This is a genomic window from Paenirhizobium naphthalenivorans, from assembly GCF_007992095.1.
In the GTDB taxonomy this organism is placed as follows: Bacteria; Pseudomonadota; Alphaproteobacteria; order Rhizobiales; family Rhizobiaceae; genus Allorhizobium; species Allorhizobium naphthalenivorans.
This window is the reverse complement of sequence record NZ_BJZP01000018.1, coordinates 12,334-29,875: the sequence shown is the minus strand read 5'-3', so window position 1 is coordinate 29,875 and position 17,542 is coordinate 12,334. Positions and strand designations below refer to the sequence as shown.

The window sequence follows — 17,542 nt, the reverse complement described above, 5'->3', positions numbered from 1 at the left end:
GCGAAAACTACGCCGTGAGCGCTACGAGGGCGATCGTCAGCCCAACCTGGGCGCCAAAATAGCTTGCCCAGACGTAAAAAGCGGCAAACGGCCAAAGCGGATCCGTCCTCTCCATCTTGAAGGTCTGGACCGAAAGTACCGCATCGGACGACAGGAAAAGCGCCACTCCGGCGAAGACCACGAGCGATGGCATGCTAAGCGACAGTACCGCCATGCTGGCAATGGCCGTCGCATAGGCCAGCACCGCCGGCGCGAGACTTGCCGCAGAACGCCAGAGATAGGCGACCAGAGCGATGACAAGGGCGACAGAAACGATGGCCGCGCCCAGCCGCCAGATTTCGGCCACCACAAGCGCACGATCACCGAACATGAAAAACAACCAACCGTAAGCCACATGGGCGATCAGGAAGGACACGAGCGCGGCCGCGAAATTGTGCTTGCCGTCATAGGCAAGGAAGGCATCGCCAAGTGCGCTCAACACAAGCGCCATAACCAGAGGACTGGGCGCATTCATCAAGAATGCGTAAAGCGCCAGCATCGAGACCGGCAGCGTCTTCCAGACGGCGCGGACGTGGCCCGAAGGCTTTGGAAGAATTGCAAAGTAGGTCAGTCCGGCAAGAGCCGCGAGAGCCAAGGTGATCGCTGCCAGAACTTCTTCCATAGCCTCCTCCTCACGACAGTCAGGCCTCGGTCTTTTTAGGCCTACGGATCATATCCTGCGCCGCGAGCATGGCGCCACCGGTGATCAGCACGCAGGCAACGCCGATCCTGAGGCTTGGCTCGGCGAAGCCGAACAGGGTCAGGATCAACGTCGACAGTAGCGGCGCGGCATAGCTAGACGCCCCGAGGATCTGTATGTCACCATTCTTCACACCATGATCCCAAGCATAGAAGGCAAGCCCTACCGGGAAAACGCCGAGACCGACGACAGCCGCCCATTGCGACAGGTCTTCGGGCCAGACGGTGGTTTCAAGACCGAGGTGGCACAGCGCCGACAGGATCGAAGTCGCGAGGCAAAAGCCAGTCACCACATCGGTCGAAACGGCCTCGAACCTGCGGGTGATCAACGAATAACCGGACCAGGTGAAGGCGCAAAGGAAGGCGGCAAAATAACCGAAACCAAAGGCGGGATCGAAGGCGACACCGTTTTTGGCCACGATCAGCACGGTGCCGGCGAGACCCGCGAGCGCGCCGACCACATGGTACCACCGCAGCTTTTCGCCCGGCAGCAGGGCCGAGCCGACAACGATGAGCAACGGCCAGAGGTAAGCGATCAGGCCAGCCTCGACCGCTGGCGCGTTGCGCAGCGCCGTGAAGTAGAGGAAGTGATAGCCAAACAGGCCGAACACGCCGGTCAGCCAGACCTTGGCGGGCTGGCGCAACTGACGGATGCGCTGCGGCCTCAGCACGAAAGTGATGATGCCGGGCAGGCTGCCAATCGCGAAGGTGATGGCGGAGAGCTGGAAGGGCGGCATCTTGCCGGATGCAGCTGTCATGAGTGCGAGGAACGACCACATCAGAATGGCCGTGAACCCGATAAGCGTCGCCCTGGTCTTCACGTCGGCTCCCCTTGCGGGGATTAGACCCGCGCTTCTTCAGCCGTCGACGTCGATGGCCGATACATAGATTGTCCCCATCTGCGTCGGAACGCGTGCATGGACTGGAGCATATACCTTCCGAGTGGCTGTCTTGGCAAACCAGATCTCCATGCCGTTCGCCTTGCGCAGAAATTCAATATCCTTGCGCCCCTGGCGGAAACCGGACTTCGGCACATAGCGGATGGAACAGACGATCGCCTCTGTCTCGACCCCATCGGCCTTGAAGGTTTTCCGACCCTTGGAGGTAAGCACGAGGTCCATCCGGCTCTCGCCATCATAGATCGGCAGGATTCGCGGACAGGCAGCCTCCCCCTCAGGAATGATCAGGCCGCTAATCGGATCGAGCACCGCCCTCAGATCTTCCGGCCCGACAGCGATCCAGTTCCGCGGCCGCCGCTTGGGCTGCGGATCGACGGTCGTCTCGGTGACATTGCCGTTATGGTAGTGAACGTCATACGTGTGCTTTTTCTTGCCGCTTTGATAGATCAACGTGTATCGGTCGGCCTGCATGCGATCCCCGCTCACCGTGCCCGACACATTTGTCTCGGCGGAGATCTTGGTGACGATGTCGACGATTGCCGAGGAATTGAAGCGGCCGGTGATGGTGTAGTTCTTCTGGTTGATTTCCGTGACGAAGGAGGCGCGCGCGATCGGCAGCGCACCCAGCGTTATCTTGTAGTCGGTGCGATAAGTAACGCTCTCCGCTTGTGCGGAAGAAACAGCAATGCCCAGCAGGCACATGACAAGGCCAGAAAAACGCAAAGCCAGATCCCCCTAATCCGATCTCGTCCTTGAGCCTGACGATGACGGTGTCCATAATTGACTGTGACTATGGCAATAAAACAGCAGATCTCTCCCGCACTGGCGGGAAAATCCAAGGTTTGGCTTGACGTGCCCGGCCAGTCTGACTATAGAACCGCAACTTTCCAATCAAACACCGTTGGATCGCCTTGTCGGCATTTGCCCGACAGCGATGTGACGGACAAGAAAAAAATAGGTGTATCATGTCCCGCAGTTGCGAATTGACCGGCAAGGGCGTCCAGTCGGGCAACAATGTGAGCCACGCGAACAATCGGACCAAGCGCAAGTTCCTCCCGAACCTGTGCGATGTCACGCTGATCTCGGACGCTCTTGGCCAGCGCTATCGTCTGCGCGTTTCCGCAGCGGCTCTCCGTACGGTCGAGCATCGCGGCGGCCTCGACGCTTTCCTTCTGAAGGCCAGCGAAACCGAACTTTCGATGCGCGCCCGCCTGCTGCGTCGTCAGATCGTCAAGAAGACCGCAGAAGCCGCGTAAGCGACTTCCTCACTCTTCGACAAGGTATCAAGGCTTGAACGGGTACGCCCGGACAAGCCTTTTCCTTTTCGACACATCGTTACTCTAACTGGTGGCATCACCCAGGATAAAAAAATGCTGAACATGCGCTATATCCTCGCCTACAGCCTGCTCATGACGGCCATCGTGGTCGCCTCGAACGTCCTCGTGCAGTACCCGCTCTCGGGGCAACTGGCCGGCATCGCCCTCGGCGATCTCCTGACCTACGGCGCCTTCACCTATCCTATCGCCTTCCTGGTCACCGACCTCACCAATCGCCAGTTCGGCCCGCGGACCGCCCGAAAGGTCGTGTTCATCGGCTTCGTCGTCGGCGTCGCTCTATCCTTCGTGACCTCCTCACCGCGTATCGCCGTCGCCTCCGGCTCAGCCTATCTGGCCGGTCAATTGCTCGACATCACGGTATTCAACCGTCTGCGCCGTCTATCCTGGTGGAAGGCTCCCCTACTTGGCTCGGTCTTCGGTTCGGTTCTCGACACCGTGATCTTCTTCTCGCTGGCCTTCGCCCCGATCTTCACCATGATTGGCCCGAACGACGACTTCGCCATTGAATGGGCCCCGATCCTCGGAATTCTCGCGACCGATGCGCCGCGTTGGACCTCCTGGGCGATCGGAGATTTCAGCGTCAAGATGCTGGTCGGCGTGGTGATGCTCCTGCCCTATGGCGCGCTGATGAGCGTGCTGCGGCCGATGCCGGCCGTTGTGCCGGCACCTGCCACGCGCTGACAACTCTGCCGGCTCGCCGCCGTTTTCTCAGTCGACGAGCCGGAATTCCAGCATCAGGGTCCGCTGCAGGATCGAGTGATTGTCATCCGACACGAGGATTAGCCGGGTCGAGCCGTCAGCGCCGGTCACAACATCCAGCCCCTCCATATTGTCGATCTCCTCAACCATCCCTGCCTGAAGGATGATCTCCCCATCAACCACAGCGCCCGGCCTGATGCTCGCACCGTCGATCCGGCGAATACGCAGCCCGACGCCGCTAGCGAAGGTGAACCGACGCTCGAGCAACAACAGGTCGCCATCGGGTAAGAAATCGCCGTCAGTGACGTCAAAGCCGTCGCGGGCCACCACCCGGAACGCCCCCTGCAACGGGCCATCGAGAATACCGGCGAACAGGTTGCCATTTCCGTCGACGCTCTTTTCCGCCACCGTGACCACCGCCCCCCGGAGCGGGCTTTCCTCCGGTGAAACCGCCAGGGTTTCTAGTCCGCCATTGTTGCGCAGTTCGCTGACGGGAAACGGCAAGGGGAAAGACATGCGGAACGGCCGCGCAGTCTCGATCGCCGATAGCGGCCGGTAACCGGTTACGCGATGGCGCTGTTCGTAGCCGACGAGCACATCTTCGCCGCGGATCGCCAGGCTCTCGGCATCGACATCACGCTTGCGCTGATCTCCACGTCCATCGACATCAAGCATCGCGGCGATCTCAACATCGGCGAGACCCGAGAGCCTGCCTTGCGCATCCCGGGTGATCCTGCCCGAAAGCCAGTGCCCGGTGTCGAGCACGCCGAGAAAGTGTTCGCCGTCCGGCAAAATACGAATGGCCGACCAGGCGCCGAACAGAGGCTCGGAGGAGGAGAGCTCCAGTCCGCCGAGAAACTCCAACCCACCGAACCGGGTTTCAGACGACCCCGGGTGAAAGGCTGGGATTGCGTTGGCCGTGACAGGCGCCGGGACAGAGACCATCTCAGCCTGGGCGCGATCCGGCGACAAAATTCCGGCGGCCAGGCCACACAGCACGACGAGGAAGAAGCAGGAACGCAATTTCTTGACCTTGAATTATCGGAAGAGCCAGTTGCCCCTTATGCCATGATCAAACCGCAGGGCAAACTGCTCGCCGAGCGGAAGTCTCGACCCGGTCGGCGCCAAGTCCGACGCAAGCTCCGCATGCAGACTGTCGGCATTGCCTTGAAAAGAAGTACTGAGGAGCCCCGAATGATCGGCATTTCTAATGACATACAATATGTGTCCCCGTCAGGCCGTTCAGGCCGGGGGAACATGGCAGCAGACGATGGCTTTTCTCAAGCCCTACTGTCCTATGGCGGGGGCTCGACCTTCTCGCTTGAAGACGAAAATACAGTCTCCTACGACACGTCGATCGACAAGGAAGAGCGCACGAGCGCCAAGGACTTGCTCGCGGAATTTTCCAAATGGGCCCACATGGACGTCGCCGAAATGATCCGCGCGAAATATCTTGAGGACAATGGCCTGACCGAGGAATCACTGGCGGCCATGGACCCCGAGGCCCGCAAGGCCATCGAGGAGGAAATCGCCGAACGCATCAAGAGCCTGCTAGGCATCGACAAGGGCGCTACGTCTGCCGACACGGCAGAACCTAACCAAGCCGGCGCCGAAGCCTGATGGCCCCGAACCCTGACTGTCAGCCTGCGCGGCGTCCACGACCGCCGCGCTTGCCGGTGGCCGCCTGATCCTCGAACAAAGCCGCAAGCTGCTCGGTCATCGCCCCCGCCAGTTCGTCAGCGTCAACGATGGTCACGGCCTTGCGATAATAGCGCGTCACATCGTGTCCGATGCCGATCGCCAAGAGCTCGACGGACGAACGCATCTCAATCTGCTCGATCACAGCACGCAGGTGCCGCTCAAGATAATTGCCCGGATTGACTGAAAGCGTCGAATCATCAACCGGCGCGCCGTCCGAGATCATCATCAGGATCTTGCGCTGCTCGGGGCGGGCCGACAGACGGCTATGCGCCCACATCAAGGCCTCACCATCGATGTTTTCCTTGAGCAGGCCCTCACGCATCATCAGACCGAGATTGCGGCGCGAGCGGCGCCAAGGCGCGTCGGCCGACTTATAAATGATGTGGCGCAGGTCGTTGAGCCGGCCAGGCGTCGGCGGCTTGCCACCAGCCAGCCACTTTTCGCGGCTCTGGCCACCTTTCCACGCCTTGGTGGTAAAGCCAAGGATCTCGACCTTGACGCCGCAACGCTCCAGCGTGCGAGCGAGAATGTCGGCACAGGTGGCAGCGACCGTGATCGGGCGACCGCGCATGGAACCGGAATTGTCGATAACCAGCGTCACCACCGTGTCGCGGAACTTGGTGTCACGCTCGCGCTTGAACGAGAGGGGCTGCATGGGATCGATCACCAGACGCGTCAGGCGCGCTGGATCGAGATACCCCTCCTCCAGGTCGAACTCCCAGGAACGGTTCTGCTGCGCCATCAGGCGGCGCTGCATACGGTTGGCGAGCCGTCCAACCGCGCCTTGCAGATGGGCGAGCTGCTTATCGAGGAAAGCGCGCAAGCGCTCCAGCTCAGCCTCATCGCAGAGCTCTTCCGCGGTGACGACCTCATCGAATTCCTGGGTGAAGATCTTGTAATCGACCTTCTCGTTGAAATCGTCGAACGGGCTTGCCGGACGGCGCATTTCGCCGGGCGTTTCGCTATCCTCCTCGCCCTCTTCCATCATGTCGTCGTCAGAGATCTCGGCGCCATCCATCTCGCCGTCGTCCATCTGCTCCTGAGAGGCTTCGCTCTCCTCGGCAGGGGCCTGTTCGGAACCGGCCTCCTCCTCGGCGCTCTCCTGATCCTCCTCGTTGGAGCGCGGTTGATCCTCGTCGGTCGAGCTTTCCTCGTCGCTCTGCTCGGTATCGTCACCCACATCCTCGGCCATTTCCATGGCGGAGAGCATGTGGCGGATCACACGGGCGAAGGCCTGCTGGTCGTTGATCGCAGACGAGAGGGTGTCGAGATCACCTCCAGCCTTTTCCTCGATGAAGGGGCGCCAGAGGTCGAGCACCTTGCCGGCCGATTCCGGCGGTTTTTCGCCGGTCAACTTCTCGCGCACCAGCATGGCGACGGCCTCTTGGATCGGCGCGTCCTCCTGGCGATTGATGCCGGAAAAATTCGCCTTGGCGTATTTTTCCGCATTCATCGCGCTGATGTTGTCGCCCATCCCGCTCATCCTGAGCGTACCGATCGATTCAACACGAGCCTGCTCGACGGCATCGAACACCAGACGCGCATCCTGACCCTGCGGCGCCATGGCCGCATGGATCTTTTGGTCGTGACAGGCAATGCGCAGAGCCATGGAATCACCAAGGCCTCGTGTCACCGCGAGTTCATGCGCGGTCGGCTTCTTCGACAGTTCCGGCAGCCGAACCCGCTCACCGGCGATGCCGGGTCGCTCGTTGGCGAACACAACCTCGACGTCGGGACTCCCCGCAATCGAGCGCACGCAACCGGTTATCGCCCGCCGAAGCGGCTCGACATCAGCCCCAACACTGGGCTTCGCTCTCGTATTGTCGCCTCGACCTGCCATCCGATCCGCCCCCTCAGGCGCTCAGCACGATATTGGCAGCGCTCTCCTTTAGCTCAACACCGAAGGCCCGCTGATACTGCTCGGCCACCAGCGTACGCTCGAGTTCATCGCACTTATTGAGGAAGGTAACGCGGAAGGCGAAAGCGACATCGCCAAAGATCTCGGCGTTTTCCGCCCAGGTAATGACGGTACGCGGGCTCATCACGGTCGACAGGTCGCCGTTGACGAAGGCCGAACGCGTCAGGTCCGCGAGTCGGACCATACGCGATACGGTGTCGCGCCCCTGCTCGGTCTTGGCGAAGCTCTTGACCTTGGCGAGAACGATGTCGACTTCCTTCTGATGCGGCAGATAGTTGAGCGTCGTGACGATCGACCAACGGTCCATCTGCGCCTGGTTGATCTGCTGCGTGCCGTGGTAAAGGCCGGTCGTGTCACCCAGGCCGACGGTGTTGGCGGTCGCAAACAAGCGGAAAGCCGGGTGAGGACGGATGACGCGGCTCTGGTCGAGCAGCGTCAGGCGGCCGGAGGATTCCAGCACACGCTGAATGACGAACATGACATCCGGGCGACCCGCGTCATATTCGTCGAAAACCAGAGCGACGTTATGCTGGTAGGCCCAGGGCAGAATACCGTCCTTGAATTCAGTGATCTGCTTGCCGTCCTTCAGGACGATGGCGTCCTTGCCGACGAGATCGATACGGCTGACATGACTGTCGAGGTTGACGCGCACGCAAGGCCAGTTCAGCCGCGCAGCCACCTGCTCGATATGGGTCGACTTGCCGGTACCATGAAAGCCGGAGACCATGACGCGACGGTTATGGGCAAAGCCGGCGAGGATGGCCAGCGTGGTATCCCGGTCGAACAGATAGTCCGGATCGAGATCAGGCACATAGGCGTCGCCCTTCGAATAGGCCGGGACGCGCAAGTCGCTGTCGATGCCGAAAACCTCGCGCACAGATACGGTGGTGTCGGGGAGATTGGAAATATCCAGTTCAATTTTGCTCATCGTGTCTCCATGCCGGGCGCCACCGACCGGCCTTCCAAATATAGCGCTGCAAGCACTTCGATTAACAGAAACCCGCCTGCTTTAACAATTGATACGCCTGAATGACAGCACGAAAACGCTCTTCCGAGCCCCTGTCTCCGCCATTTGCATCCGGATGGTGTTTTTTTACAAGCTCCTTGTAGCGGCTCTTGATTTCCTGAGCGCTACAATTCGCCGCAAGGCCCAACGTATCAAGCGCCTTGGCCTCAAGGCTCTTGAGTTTGCGGGCCTGGGGTTGGGCGCGACTGCCCCCGCCCTGTTTGACGAATCCGAAGGGGTCCTTCACACGAGCCTGCGAGGCCGCCGATCCTGACCGCGCCGTCGATTGCAGTGGACTGGCCTTGGCCGCCTTGTTGACGCCAACCGTCCAGGTCGGTCGATGGCCGGTCACCGCCTCCTTTTGATACCGGGCGATCTCGGTGTCGGACAGACCGGAGAAGTAATTGTAGCCCTTGTTGTATTCCTTGACGTGCTCGAAGCAGAACAAAAAGAACTGCCCCTCGGCATTGCGGCCGACGGGAGCGCGATGAACACCGGGCTTGTCGCAGCCGTCCCATTGGCAGGTCGGCGAAGCTTTCTCCACCTCCGGCTCGCGCCGGCGGCGCGTGCGGATTCCATCGAAGTATTTTGAGTCGAGTTTCATCTCGTAATTATGGTGCCTCCAGCATCCGACAACAAGAATTGACAAATGGGATTGTTCTGGGCTTTGTGAGGCTTTGCCCGGACGGCAAAGCGCGAGGAAATCCATGTCTCTAAGCACGCGAATTGAGGCAAAACTGCGCGAGGCGTTTTCGCCCGAGCGCCTTTTCGTCATCGATGAAAGCGCCCAGCATGCCGGACACCAGGCTGGTTTTGCAGGCGCTGAAGGAACCCACATGCGGGTGCGAATCGTCGCGGCGACTTTCGCCGGTATGACACGACTCGCGCGCCACCGGGCGATTACCGAACTGTTGCAGCCAGAACTGGATGAGGGCCTTCATGCGCTGGCGATCGAGCCTGCCGCACCGGGCGAGGAAACCCGCTGGTAGGACGGCTGTCGAAGAGCGTGCCTGCATGACACCGAAGGATTCATGACCGCTGCCTTGTTGAACGAGGCAAGCGGCCTAACCGTGTTTGTCGGCCTCCTCGGCAGGACGGATGCGCAGTTTGGTAATGCGGTTCTTCTCCCGTTTCATCACGATGAAGCGCTTGCCGTAGAAGGTGAAGGCCTGACGCTCTTCCGGGATCGACTTCGACTCATGGATGACCAGCCCGGCGACCGTCGTCGCCTCCTCGTCCGGCAGGTTCCAATCGAGCGCGCGGTTGAGGTCGCGAATCGGCACAGCGCCATCGACCACGATCGAGCCATCGGCCTCCTGGCGCACGCCCTGGATTTCGAGGTCGTGCTCGTCGGAAATATCCCCGACGATCTCCTCGATAATATCCTCCAGCGTCACCAACCCCTGCACCTCGCCATATTCGTCGACCACGACAGCGAAATGCACCTTCCTCCGTAGAAACGCCGCAAGCTGATCCTTCAGGTTGGTGGTATCCGGCACGAACCAAGGCTTCTGGGCGATCTTGATGATATCGAGATTGCGTGGCTCGACATTGGGCTCAGCGAGCGCCCTCAACAGATCCTTGGCATGAACCACGCCGATGATGTTGTCGGTCGAACCGCGCCACAGAGGCATGCGCGTAAACGGACTTTCCAGCACGGCCCGCACAGTCACCTCCGGCGGGTCGTCGGCATTGATGGCCCGCATCGACGTCCGGTGGATCATGATGTCGGAGACTTCGAGATCGCCGAGATCGAGCACGCCGCCCAACCTGTCCCTGTCAGCCTTGACCACCGAGCCCTCGCGATGGAGCAAATCGACGGCGCCGCGCAATTCTTCCTGCGCCGACAGCATCGGCGCCTCCTTCGACAGAGACAGCCCGAAGATGGCAAGCATGCCGCGAACGATGTAATTGACCAGGCTAGACAGGGGGCCGACAACCGCGACAAAGGCCCGGACGAACGGGGCGACAGTCAGGGCGAAGCGGTCAGGCGAGGAGATCGCCCAACTCTTCGGCAGGACTTCCGAGAAGATGACCAGCACAACGGTCATTACCAAGGTGGCGATTGCGACGCCCGAGTCGCCGAAAAGCCCGAGGAACAGGCTCGTCGTCAACGACGAGGCGAGGATGTTGACGAGGTTGTTGCCGATCAGCAGCGCCCCGATCAGCCGGTCGCGCCGTTCGATCAGCTCACTGACCAGGACGGCGCGCGCATCCCCCTGATTGGACAGACTATGCATGCGCGCACGTGAGGCTGCCGTCAGAGCCGTCTCAGACCCGGAAAAAAAAGCAGACGAAGCGATCAATGCCACGATCGCCAGGATCAGCGGCCAGTATTGCTCAAGCGCAGAGAGCAGGCTTTCCATCGTCATGCCCCCCGAACTTCCTCCAGGAAGGCGAAGACTTCCGAAGCCGGTACGTCGTCGGCGACGAAGGACTGGCCGATGCCACGGGTGAGGATAAAGGTGAGCTTGCCGCCCTTGACCTTCTTGTCCTGACCGATCGCCTCCATCAGAAACCCGGTTGACGGCAACTCACCCGGGATCTGGTCCATCGAGGTCGGCAGACCGACGGTCTTCAGATGCGCCTCGACGCGGGCGACATCTTCCACGCCCAGCAGGTTGAGCCGGTTGGAGAAACGATGGGCTAGCACCATGCCGATCGCCACACCTTCGCCGTGGACCAGGCGCTTGCTGTCATATTCAGTCGCCGCCTCCAGAGCATGACCAAAGGTATGGCCGAGATTGAGCAGCGCGCGTCGACCGTTCTCGCGCTCGTCGGCGACCACCACGTCAGCCTTGGCTTGGCAGCTCGTGGCGATTGCCTCTATCCGTGCGGCACCACCAGAAAAGACGTCCTGCCAGTTACGCTCGAGCCAAGCGAAAAAGTCCGGCTTGTCGATCAGCCCGTACTTTGCAACCTCGGCATAGCCGGCGCGGAATTCGCGTTCGCTCAGCGAATTGAGGACATCGGTGTCGGCGAGCACCAGATCCGGCTGGTTGAAGATCCCAACAAGGTTCTTGCCGTGGCGGGTATTGATCCCAGTCTTGCCGCCGACGGAGCTGTCGACCTGCGACAGAAGCGAAGTCGGGATCTGGACGAAGCGCACGCCACGCCGCACGATGCCGGCGGCAAAACCGGTCAGGTCGCCAATCACGCCGCCACCAAGCGCGATCACGGCGTCGTTGCGCTCGATTCGAGCCTCAAGCAGGACATCGCAGACTTTGGTCAGATGATCGAAACTCTTTGTCTTCTCACCCGGGGGCAACGACAGCGACACGGCTTCGATGCCATCGGTCTGCAGACTGTCCATCAGCTGATCCAGATAGATCGCGCCGACATTCTCGTCGGTGATGATCGCGGCCTTGCGGCCCTTGATGCGGGTAGAGATCTCGCCGCCGGCGCGACCGATCAGACCCGGACCGATCAGAATATCGTAGGCGCGCTCGCCGAGCGGCACATGGACCAGCCGTTCTTCGGTTTCAGTCTTGCTCATGTCTGCTGCCTTTACCCATGTATTCGATGACTGCTTCCAGCACTTCCTTGACGATCGTCTCCTTGCGCTCGTCGCGCGACTGGATCGTCATGTCGGCAAGCGCATAGACCGGATAGCGCTGGTTCATCAGGTTTTCCAGCGTCTGCCGGGGATTTTCAGTCTTGAGCAGTGGTCGATGATCACGCTTGTTGACCCGCTCCCACAGCACATCGAGATCTGCCTTCAACCAGAGCGAGACGCCGCCCCGCTCGATCTGCTTGCGGGTCTTGTCATTGATGAAGGCACCGCCACCGGTCGAGATGACCCGCGGGCCGGTGCGCAACAGCCGCTTGATCACCCTGGTCTCAAGCGCCCGGAACTCCTCTTCGCCATAGGCGGCGAAAAGCTCGCTGATGGTCATGCGCGAGACGCGCTCGATCTCATTGTCGGTATCGATGAAGGAGAGCCCAAGCTGAGAGGCGGTCATGCGACCGATCGCCGACTTACCCGCTCCCATCAGTCCGACGAAGACGAGATTGCGCCGTCCCAGCGCGGCCCGCGCGCGTTCGCCCAATGTCGGGGCAACGGGAAATATGGTTTCGTTCATCGACCTGTTCGCATCCGTTTCCCAACGGTATTGACAAATGAGCGCCGAGCGTCAAGCCATACGCTGGAATGAATGCGATGGCATCACGCCTTGCAAAGCCTTCGGCGCCGGCCCAAAGGGGCGCCGCCCCAGTCTTCGGGACATCACGATGCCGACGCTCTTTCGTTTTCTCTTCTTCTGCGCCACGGTCGCTGGGATGATCTATCTGACCATGTGGTCGCTCGTTGTCTTCGTCGAACCGCACGAGCGGGAGATAACCGTGCGGATTCCGTCGGATCAGGTCAACCCGCCTGAGGAACCCGCCGGTCAGTAACCGAGGAGAGATAATCTTGGCCGACCTGAGCCAGGCCCGCATTGAGGCCTTCCTGGAGATGATGAGTGCTGAGCGCGGCGCCGCCGTCAACACGCTGTCGTCCTATGAGCGCGACCTCGACGACCTCTTCTCCTTCCTGAATGAACGCAAGGTGAGCCTCGGCGCAGCGGAGACCGGCGATCTGTCGGCCTATCTCACCGACCTCGCCAGACGCGGCTTCCAGCCGACGTCGCAGGCCCGGCATCTTTCCACCATGCGGCAATTCTACAAGTTCCTTTATGCCGAGGGCCTGCGCGGCGACGATCCCACGGCGACCCTCGACTCCCCGAAGAAGGCCCGCCCCTTGCCGAAATTCCTCAGCGTCGAGCAGGTTGGCAAACTGCTGTCGCTGGCCGAACAGGAAACGAACCGGCCAGGTCCGGGCCGACTGTCACGCCTGCGCCTGCTCGCCCTGCTCGAATTGCTCTATGCAACCGGCATGCGGGTGAGCGAACTGGTTTCCCTGCCCGCCAAGGTGCTGACCCAGGAGGGCCGCTTTCTGGTGGTTCGCGGCAAGGGCAATAAGGAACGGCTGGTGCCGCTGTCCAAGGCTTCGATTGACGCGCTTGCCCGCTACGGCACCGCAATGACGGACGAGCGGGGCGAACGCGAACCGAGCAGCTTCCTGTTTCCCGCCGCCAGCAAGGAGGGGCATCTGCCGCGACAGGTGTTTGCTCGCGACCTCAAGGATCTGGCGATTCGCGCCGGCCTGCCGCCCGCCAGCGTATCGCCACATGTCCTGCGTCACGCCTTCGCCAGCCACCTTTTGGCAAATGGCGCGGACCTGCGCGTGGTGCAGGAACTGTTGGGCCACAGCGACATTTCGACGACACAAATCTATACTCATGTACTCGACGAAAGGCTGCGGGAGCTGGTGCAGACGCATCACCCTCTTGCAAAAACGGCCAAAAACCTTGATTAGAGCCGTCAACACCGGTGCCATGCGCCCGAACGGCATAGTGCAAAACGATCGGAACCCGATTTCATGCATAATTATCTCGACTTCGAAAAGCCTATCTCCGACCTCGAAGCTAAGATCCACGAGCTGAAGAAGCTCGCGGAAGAGGACGAAAGCATCGATACGTCCGAGGAGATCGGCCGACTGGAAGCCCGCGCCCGCGAAGCAATGGAAGAGATCTATTCCAAGCTGAACCCCTGGCAAAAAACGCAGGTCGCCCGCCATCCGCAGCGTCCGCATTTCGTCGACTATGCAGCCGAGCTTTTCACCGAATTCACGCCGCTTGCGGGTGATCGCAAATTTTCCGAGGATGCCGCGATCCAGGCCGGGCTTGCCCGTTTCCGCGGCCAGCCGGTCGCGGTGATCGGCCAGGAAAAGGGCAATGACACCAAGTCACGCCTGAAGCACAATTTCGGCAGTCCGCGTCCGGAAGGCTATCGCAAGGCGATCCGCGTAATGGAAATGGCCGACCGCTTCGGTCTGCCGGTCGTCACCCTGATCGACACCGCCGGCGCCTATCCAGGCGTGGGTGCGGAAGAACGTGGTCAGGCGGAAGCCATCGCCCGCTCCACGGAGACATGCCTGGGCCTCAAGGTGCCGATGGTCTCCATCGTCATCGGCGAAGGCGGTTCGGGTGGCGCAATCGCGATCGCCACTGGCAACCGGGTCTACATGCTGGAACACGCCATCTATTCCGTCATCTCACCGGAAGGCGCCGCGTCCATCCTGTGGCGCGATTCCACCCGCGCCAAGGAAGCGGCAACCAATATGAAGATCACGGCCGAGGACCTGAAGGGGTTCGGCATCATCGACGGTATTATTCCCGAACCCGTCGGCGGCGCACACCGCGCTCCGCAAACGGTAATCAGGGCAGCCGGTGACGTGATCGCCTCGGCACTCGCCGAGCTCTCGCCCAAGCCGGGCGACCAGCTGCGCTCGGAGCGTCGTCAGAAGTTCCTGAACATCGGTCGCAATCTCTAGGGGACTGCGGGCGCGTCACAATGCTGCTGTTTTCTCACGCTATGGCGCAGGTCCGTTCGGCTTGAAACGTGCCTTTGGTTTATGATTTGTGAACGATCTGGTCATAAATTGGAAAGGTCCGCTTTCTGACGAAAGCAGTCCTGTTCTGTTCAAGATGAGCCTTTCGCAATGCGTTGGAAATCGACCGCTCTTGCCCTGATTTTCGCTGCCGCCGCCCTGACCGGCTGCAATGACACGCTGGACAGCTTTGACCCGGCCTCTGTTTCGAACAAGGTGGAGCAGCCGCTGCCGTCGAAAATCCTGGCCGAGATGAAGGCCAAGGGCATGGACCGCAACTCGCCAATCGCCATCCGCATCCTCAAGGAAGAGGGTCTGCTGGAGATCTGGAAAGCGAAGACCAACGGACGCTTCGAAAAGATCAAGGAATACGAGATATGCGCCTGGTCTGGCCGCCTCGGGCCGAAGGTCAAGGAAGGCGACAGGCAGGCACCGGAGGGCTTCTATCCGCTCTCGCCCCATAATCTGAACCCGAACTCCAAATACTATCTGGCGATCAACACGGGTTATCCGAACCGTTTCGACCAATCGAACAACCGCAACGGGTCCAACCTGATGATCCACGGCGCATGCTCGTCGTCGGGCTGCTATTCGATGACCGATGCGCAGATCCTCGAAATCTATGCCTTCGCCCGCGACGCCTTCAAGGGCGGCCAGCAGACCATCCAGTTGCAGGCCTTCCCCTTCCGCATGACCGCGGAGAACATGGCCCGCCACCGCCATAGCGAGCACTATCCCTTCTGGGAGATGCTGAAGGTCGGCTACGACAATTTTGAAGTGACCAAGAGACCGCCGGAAGTGGCCGTCTGCGACAGGAAGTATGTCTTTAACCAGCAGGTTGCAGACGGCAAGACCTTGAGCGCGGCGGCGCCCTGCCCGCCGATGTCGGCCCCGCCCGCCCTTCAGACGGCACTGGCTTCCTACAATGCCGCCTATGCCAAGGACTATGCAAAGGCATTACAGAAGTTCGACGGCAAGATCTGGTATGACCCATCCGAGGCCGAGCGCAAGGCGCTGGTCGCCAACCGGCGCAAGGGCCACGACCTGGCCTATGCCCCGACCGGCTCCGCGTTGAAGGCCGGTAAGCTTCTGAAGATCGATGACGTGGCGAACCAGTCCACGCCGAACGCCAGTGCAACGGCGGCGCTCGACCAGCTTGCCGAGCAGCGCCAGAAACCTCCGGCGGCATCAGCCGCGCCGACACCCGCGTCCGCGCCGGTAACCGCCGCAGTCTCCACGCCCGCTCAGCCCGCCGCCGTGCCCGTACCACAGCCGAACCCGCTCGCGGTTCCGGCGCCGGTACAGACCGCGGAAACGGAAAAGAAGCCCTTCTGGAAGATCTGGTCGTCGCAATGAGCGACATCACCCTCTATGATCTCAAGGGGCTGAAGTGCCCCTTGCCGGTTCTCAAGACCCGGCGCCGTCTGGCGACCATGCAGCGGGGCGAAGAACTGAGTGTCGAAACGACCGACCCCTTGGCCGTGATTGATGTCCCGCATTTTTGCAACGAGGACGGCCACCAACTCATAGAGACCGTGAAGCTCGACAACGGACACCGTTTCCGCATCCGCAAAGGCTGAGGGACTAGCCCTTGATCACATCTTCATGCCGGGAATGGCGAGCGGATTGTCTTCGAGCGCCAGACGATCAGGGCGATCGATCTGCGGCCGCCCGGTGAAGGCGTCGAACAATTCGCGCACATAGCTTTCGTCAAGGTCGCGTGTGATCAGCACCAGTCGGGTGCGACGATCCTCGGGATCCGGCCAGGCGGGCAGCCGGACCGGCGGATGAAAGACAGACTGCACACCGTGCAGCACGAGAGGCTGGTTGGGGCGATCGGTCAGTGCCACAACGGCCTTCATGCGCAACAGTTTCTCGCCCTGGCTGGAGCGCAGGATGTCGATAAACATATCGAGCGCCATCGGCTCGATTGGCCGATCGTGGACAATCGAGTAGGAACGGATCCGGTCGTCATGCCGGTTCACGTCATGACCATGGTCGTGATGATGGTGCTCATGGTGATGCCCGTCACGGTCAGGGGTATGCCCCTCGTGGTCGCACTGCTCGCAGTGTGGGTCATGTGCATGATGGTGATCATGGTCGTGACCATGATGATGGTGGTCGTGATCGGCGCGCGCTTCGTCCTTCAACCAACGGTCAACATCGGCGATCTTGCTCGTCGGGTCATAGAGGCCATTGGCCAGAATGGCGGCAGTGCCGACTTCCGCCGTGTCACCATCGGTCATCTCGGAGAGCGGATTCAGCATGCGCAACCGTTCGAGAAGCGCCTCGCGAGCGGCCGGATCGGCAAGGCTCGCCTTGGTGAGGACCAGCCGGTCGGCGACCGCCACCTGGCGGACGGCCTCCGGGTAAGTGTCGAGCGTCGACAGGCCGTGCACCATGTCCACCACGGTGACGACACCATCGAGATCGAAGGATTGGGCGAGCGCCGGATGGCCAATGACCGACTGCATGACGGGTGCCGGATCGGCCAGCCCGGTGGTCTCGATCACGACACGCGACAGCCGCTTCAATCTGCCGGTCTGAATGCCATCGATGAGTTCGGCCAGCGTGTCGACGAGCTCGCCGCGCACCGTGCAGCACAGGCAACCATCGGCCAGTTCGACGATCGAATCGTTCGACGCTTCAACCAGCATGTGATCGATGCCGACCTCGCCGAACTCGTTGATGATGACCGCGGCATCCTTCATCGCCGGATCCTTGAGGATGCGGTTTAGCAGCGTCGATTTCCCCGCCCCGAGGAAGCCGGTAATGATCGACACGGGGATCCGGCCGTTGCTGTCAGACATGGTT

At 60.9% G+C, this 17,542-nt stretch carries 20 protein-coding genes; 9 read left to right on the top strand and 11 right to left on the bottom strand.

Annotated elements, in window-relative coordinates; genetic code table 11:
• Nucleotides 1-7 precede the first annotated feature (7 nt).
• From RNA01_RS16170 to RNA01_RS16160, 3 genes are read right to left on the bottom strand one after another with little or no spacing between them, the layout of a single operon-like run.
• Entirely contained in the window at nt 8-661 is a 654-nt protein-coding gene (locus RNA01_RS16170; RefSeq protein WP_147181252.1) for a lysoplasmalogenase family protein, read from the bottom strand.
• Between the two features lie 19 nt (nt 662-680).
• Nucleotides 681-1,559: an aromatic amino acid exporter YddG gene (gene yddG / locus RNA01_RS16165; RefSeq protein ID WP_147181251.1), complete on the bottom strand. Its 879-nt coding sequence runs from the start codon at nt 1,557-1,559 to the stop codon at nt 681-683.
• Between the two features lie 36 nt (nt 1,560-1,595).
• Nucleotides 1,596-2,339, bottom strand: a complete 744-nt coding sequence (locus RNA01_RS16160; RefSeq protein ID WP_147181315.1) for a DUF3108 domain-containing protein — start codon at nt 2,337-2,339, stop codon at nt 1,596-1,598.
• Between the two features lie 263 nt (nt 2,340-2,602).
• On the opposite strand from RNA01_RS16160, the gene rpmB reads away from it, so the two are divergent.
• Nucleotides 2,603-2,893, top strand: a complete 291-nt coding sequence (gene rpmB, locus RNA01_RS16155) for a 50S ribosomal protein L28 (RefSeq protein ID WP_147181250.1) — start codon at nt 2,603-2,605, stop codon at nt 2,891-2,893.
• Between the two features lie 114 nt (nt 2,894-3,007).
• Nucleotides 3,008-3,655: a queuosine precursor transporter gene (locus RNA01_RS16150; protein WP_147181249.1), complete on the top strand. Its 648-nt coding sequence runs from the start codon at nt 3,008-3,010 to the stop codon at nt 3,653-3,655.
• A gap of 27 nt (nt 3,656-3,682) precedes the next feature.
• Here RNA01_RS16150 and RNA01_RS16145 read toward each other — a convergent pair whose 3' ends face one another.
• Nucleotides 3,683-4,618: an esterase-like activity of phytase family protein gene (locus RNA01_RS16145; protein WP_147181314.1), complete on the bottom strand. Its 936-nt coding sequence runs from the start codon at nt 4,616-4,618 to the stop codon at nt 3,683-3,685.
• Nucleotides 4,619-4,930: 312 nt separating this feature from the next.
• On the opposite strand from RNA01_RS16145, the gene RNA01_RS16140 reads away from it, so the two are divergent.
• On the top strand, nt 4,931-5,293 hold the full coding sequence (locus tag RNA01_RS16140; RefSeq protein ID WP_147181248.1) for a hypothetical protein: 363 nt from the start codon (nt 4,931-4,933) through the stop codon (nt 5,291-5,293).
• A gap of 19 nt (nt 5,294-5,312) precedes the next feature.
• Here RNA01_RS16140 and cobT read toward each other — a convergent pair whose 3' ends face one another.
• The 3 genes from cobT to RNA01_RS16125 all read right to left on the bottom strand — a co-directional run bounded on the left by cobT (nt 5,313) and on the right by RNA01_RS16125 (nt 8,902).
• Nucleotides 5,313-7,214: a cobaltochelatase subunit CobT gene (gene cobT / locus RNA01_RS16135; RefSeq protein ID WP_147181247.1), complete on the bottom strand. Its 1,902-nt coding sequence runs from the start codon at nt 7,212-7,214 to the stop codon at nt 5,313-5,315.
• Nucleotides 7,215-7,227: 13 nt separating this feature from the next.
• A complete protein-coding gene (gene cobS / locus RNA01_RS16130) occupies nt 7,228-8,220 on the bottom strand; it encodes a cobaltochelatase subunit CobS (RefSeq protein WP_147181246.1) in 993 nt (330 codons plus the stop codon).
• Between the two features lie 61 nt (nt 8,221-8,281).
• On the bottom strand, nt 8,282-8,902 hold the full coding sequence (locus RNA01_RS16125; RefSeq protein ID WP_147181313.1) for a J domain-containing protein: 621 nt from the start codon (nt 8,900-8,902) through the stop codon (nt 8,282-8,284).
• Between the two features lie 103 nt (nt 8,903-9,005).
• On the opposite strand from RNA01_RS16125, the gene RNA01_RS16120 reads away from it, so the two are divergent.
• The gene (locus RNA01_RS16120) at nt 9,006-9,287 is read left to right on the top strand and encodes a BolA family protein (protein ID WP_147181245.1); all 282 of its coding nucleotides are present in this window, start codon (nt 9,006-9,008) and stop codon (nt 9,285-9,287) included.
• Nucleotides 9,288-9,362: 75 nt separating this feature from the next.
• On the opposite strand, the gene RNA01_RS16115 is transcribed toward RNA01_RS16120, so the two are convergent.
• Genes RNA01_RS16115 through RNA01_RS16105 form a run of 3 tightly spaced genes read right to left on the bottom strand, consistent with a single transcriptional unit; the run spans nt 9,363 to nt 12,380 of the window.
• Nucleotides 9,363-10,670: an HlyC/CorC family transporter gene (locus tag RNA01_RS16115; RefSeq protein WP_147181244.1), complete on the bottom strand. Its 1,308-nt coding sequence runs from the start codon at nt 10,668-10,670 to the stop codon at nt 9,363-9,365.
• Entirely contained in the window at nt 10,667-11,794 is a 1,128-nt protein-coding gene (aroB, locus tag RNA01_RS16110) for a 3-dehydroquinate synthase (RefSeq protein WP_147181243.1), read from the bottom strand. The genes RNA01_RS16115 and aroB overlap by 4 nt, the downstream gene beginning before the upstream one ends.
• Nucleotides 11,781-12,380 (bottom strand): shikimate kinase, encoded by a 600-nt coding sequence (locus tag RNA01_RS16105; protein WP_147181242.1) that lies wholly within the window; start codon nt 12,378-12,380, stop codon nt 11,781-11,783. Before RNA01_RS16105 ends, aroB begins: the two co-directional genes overlap by 14 nt.
• Before the next feature lie 148 nt (nt 12,381-12,528).
• Here RNA01_RS16105 and RNA01_RS23905 point away from each other — a divergent pair, with 148 nt between their 5' ends.
• From RNA01_RS23905 to RNA01_RS16080, 5 genes are all read left to right on the top strand, one after another.
• Nucleotides 12,529-12,693, top strand: a complete 165-nt coding sequence (locus tag RNA01_RS23905; RefSeq protein ID WP_147181241.1) for a hypothetical protein — start codon at nt 12,529-12,531, stop codon at nt 12,691-12,693.
• Between the two features lie 58 nt (nt 12,694-12,751).
• Nucleotides 12,752-13,654 (top strand): site-specific tyrosine recombinase XerD, encoded by a 903-nt coding sequence (xerD, locus tag RNA01_RS16095; RefSeq protein WP_371864075.1) that lies wholly within the window; start codon nt 12,752-12,754, stop codon nt 13,652-13,654.
• Nucleotides 13,655-13,717: 63 nt separating this feature from the next.
• The gene (locus tag RNA01_RS16090; protein WP_147181239.1) at nt 13,718-14,671 is read left to right on the top strand and encodes an acetyl-CoA carboxylase carboxyltransferase subunit alpha; all 954 of its coding nucleotides are present in this window, start codon (nt 13,718-13,720) and stop codon (nt 14,669-14,671) included.
• Nucleotides 14,672-14,839: 168 nt separating this feature from the next.
• Complete coding sequence (locus tag RNA01_RS16085) at nt 14,840-16,084, top strand: L,D-transpeptidase family protein (RefSeq protein WP_147181238.1); 1,245 nt, start codon at nt 14,840-14,842, stop codon at nt 16,082-16,084.
• A complete protein-coding gene (locus RNA01_RS16080; RefSeq protein WP_147181237.1) occupies nt 16,081-16,308 on the top strand; it encodes a sulfurtransferase TusA family protein in 228 nt (75 codons plus the stop codon). The genes RNA01_RS16085 and RNA01_RS16080 overlap by 4 nt, the downstream gene beginning before the upstream one ends.
• 15 nt (nt 16,309-16,323) lie before the next feature.
• On the opposite strand, the gene RNA01_RS16075 is transcribed toward RNA01_RS16080, so the two are convergent.
• On the bottom strand, nt 16,324-17,538 hold the full coding sequence (locus tag RNA01_RS16075; RefSeq protein ID WP_147181236.1) for a CobW family GTP-binding protein: 1,215 nt from the start codon (nt 17,536-17,538) through the stop codon (nt 16,324-16,326).
• Nucleotides 17,539-17,542 lie beyond the last annotated feature (4 nt).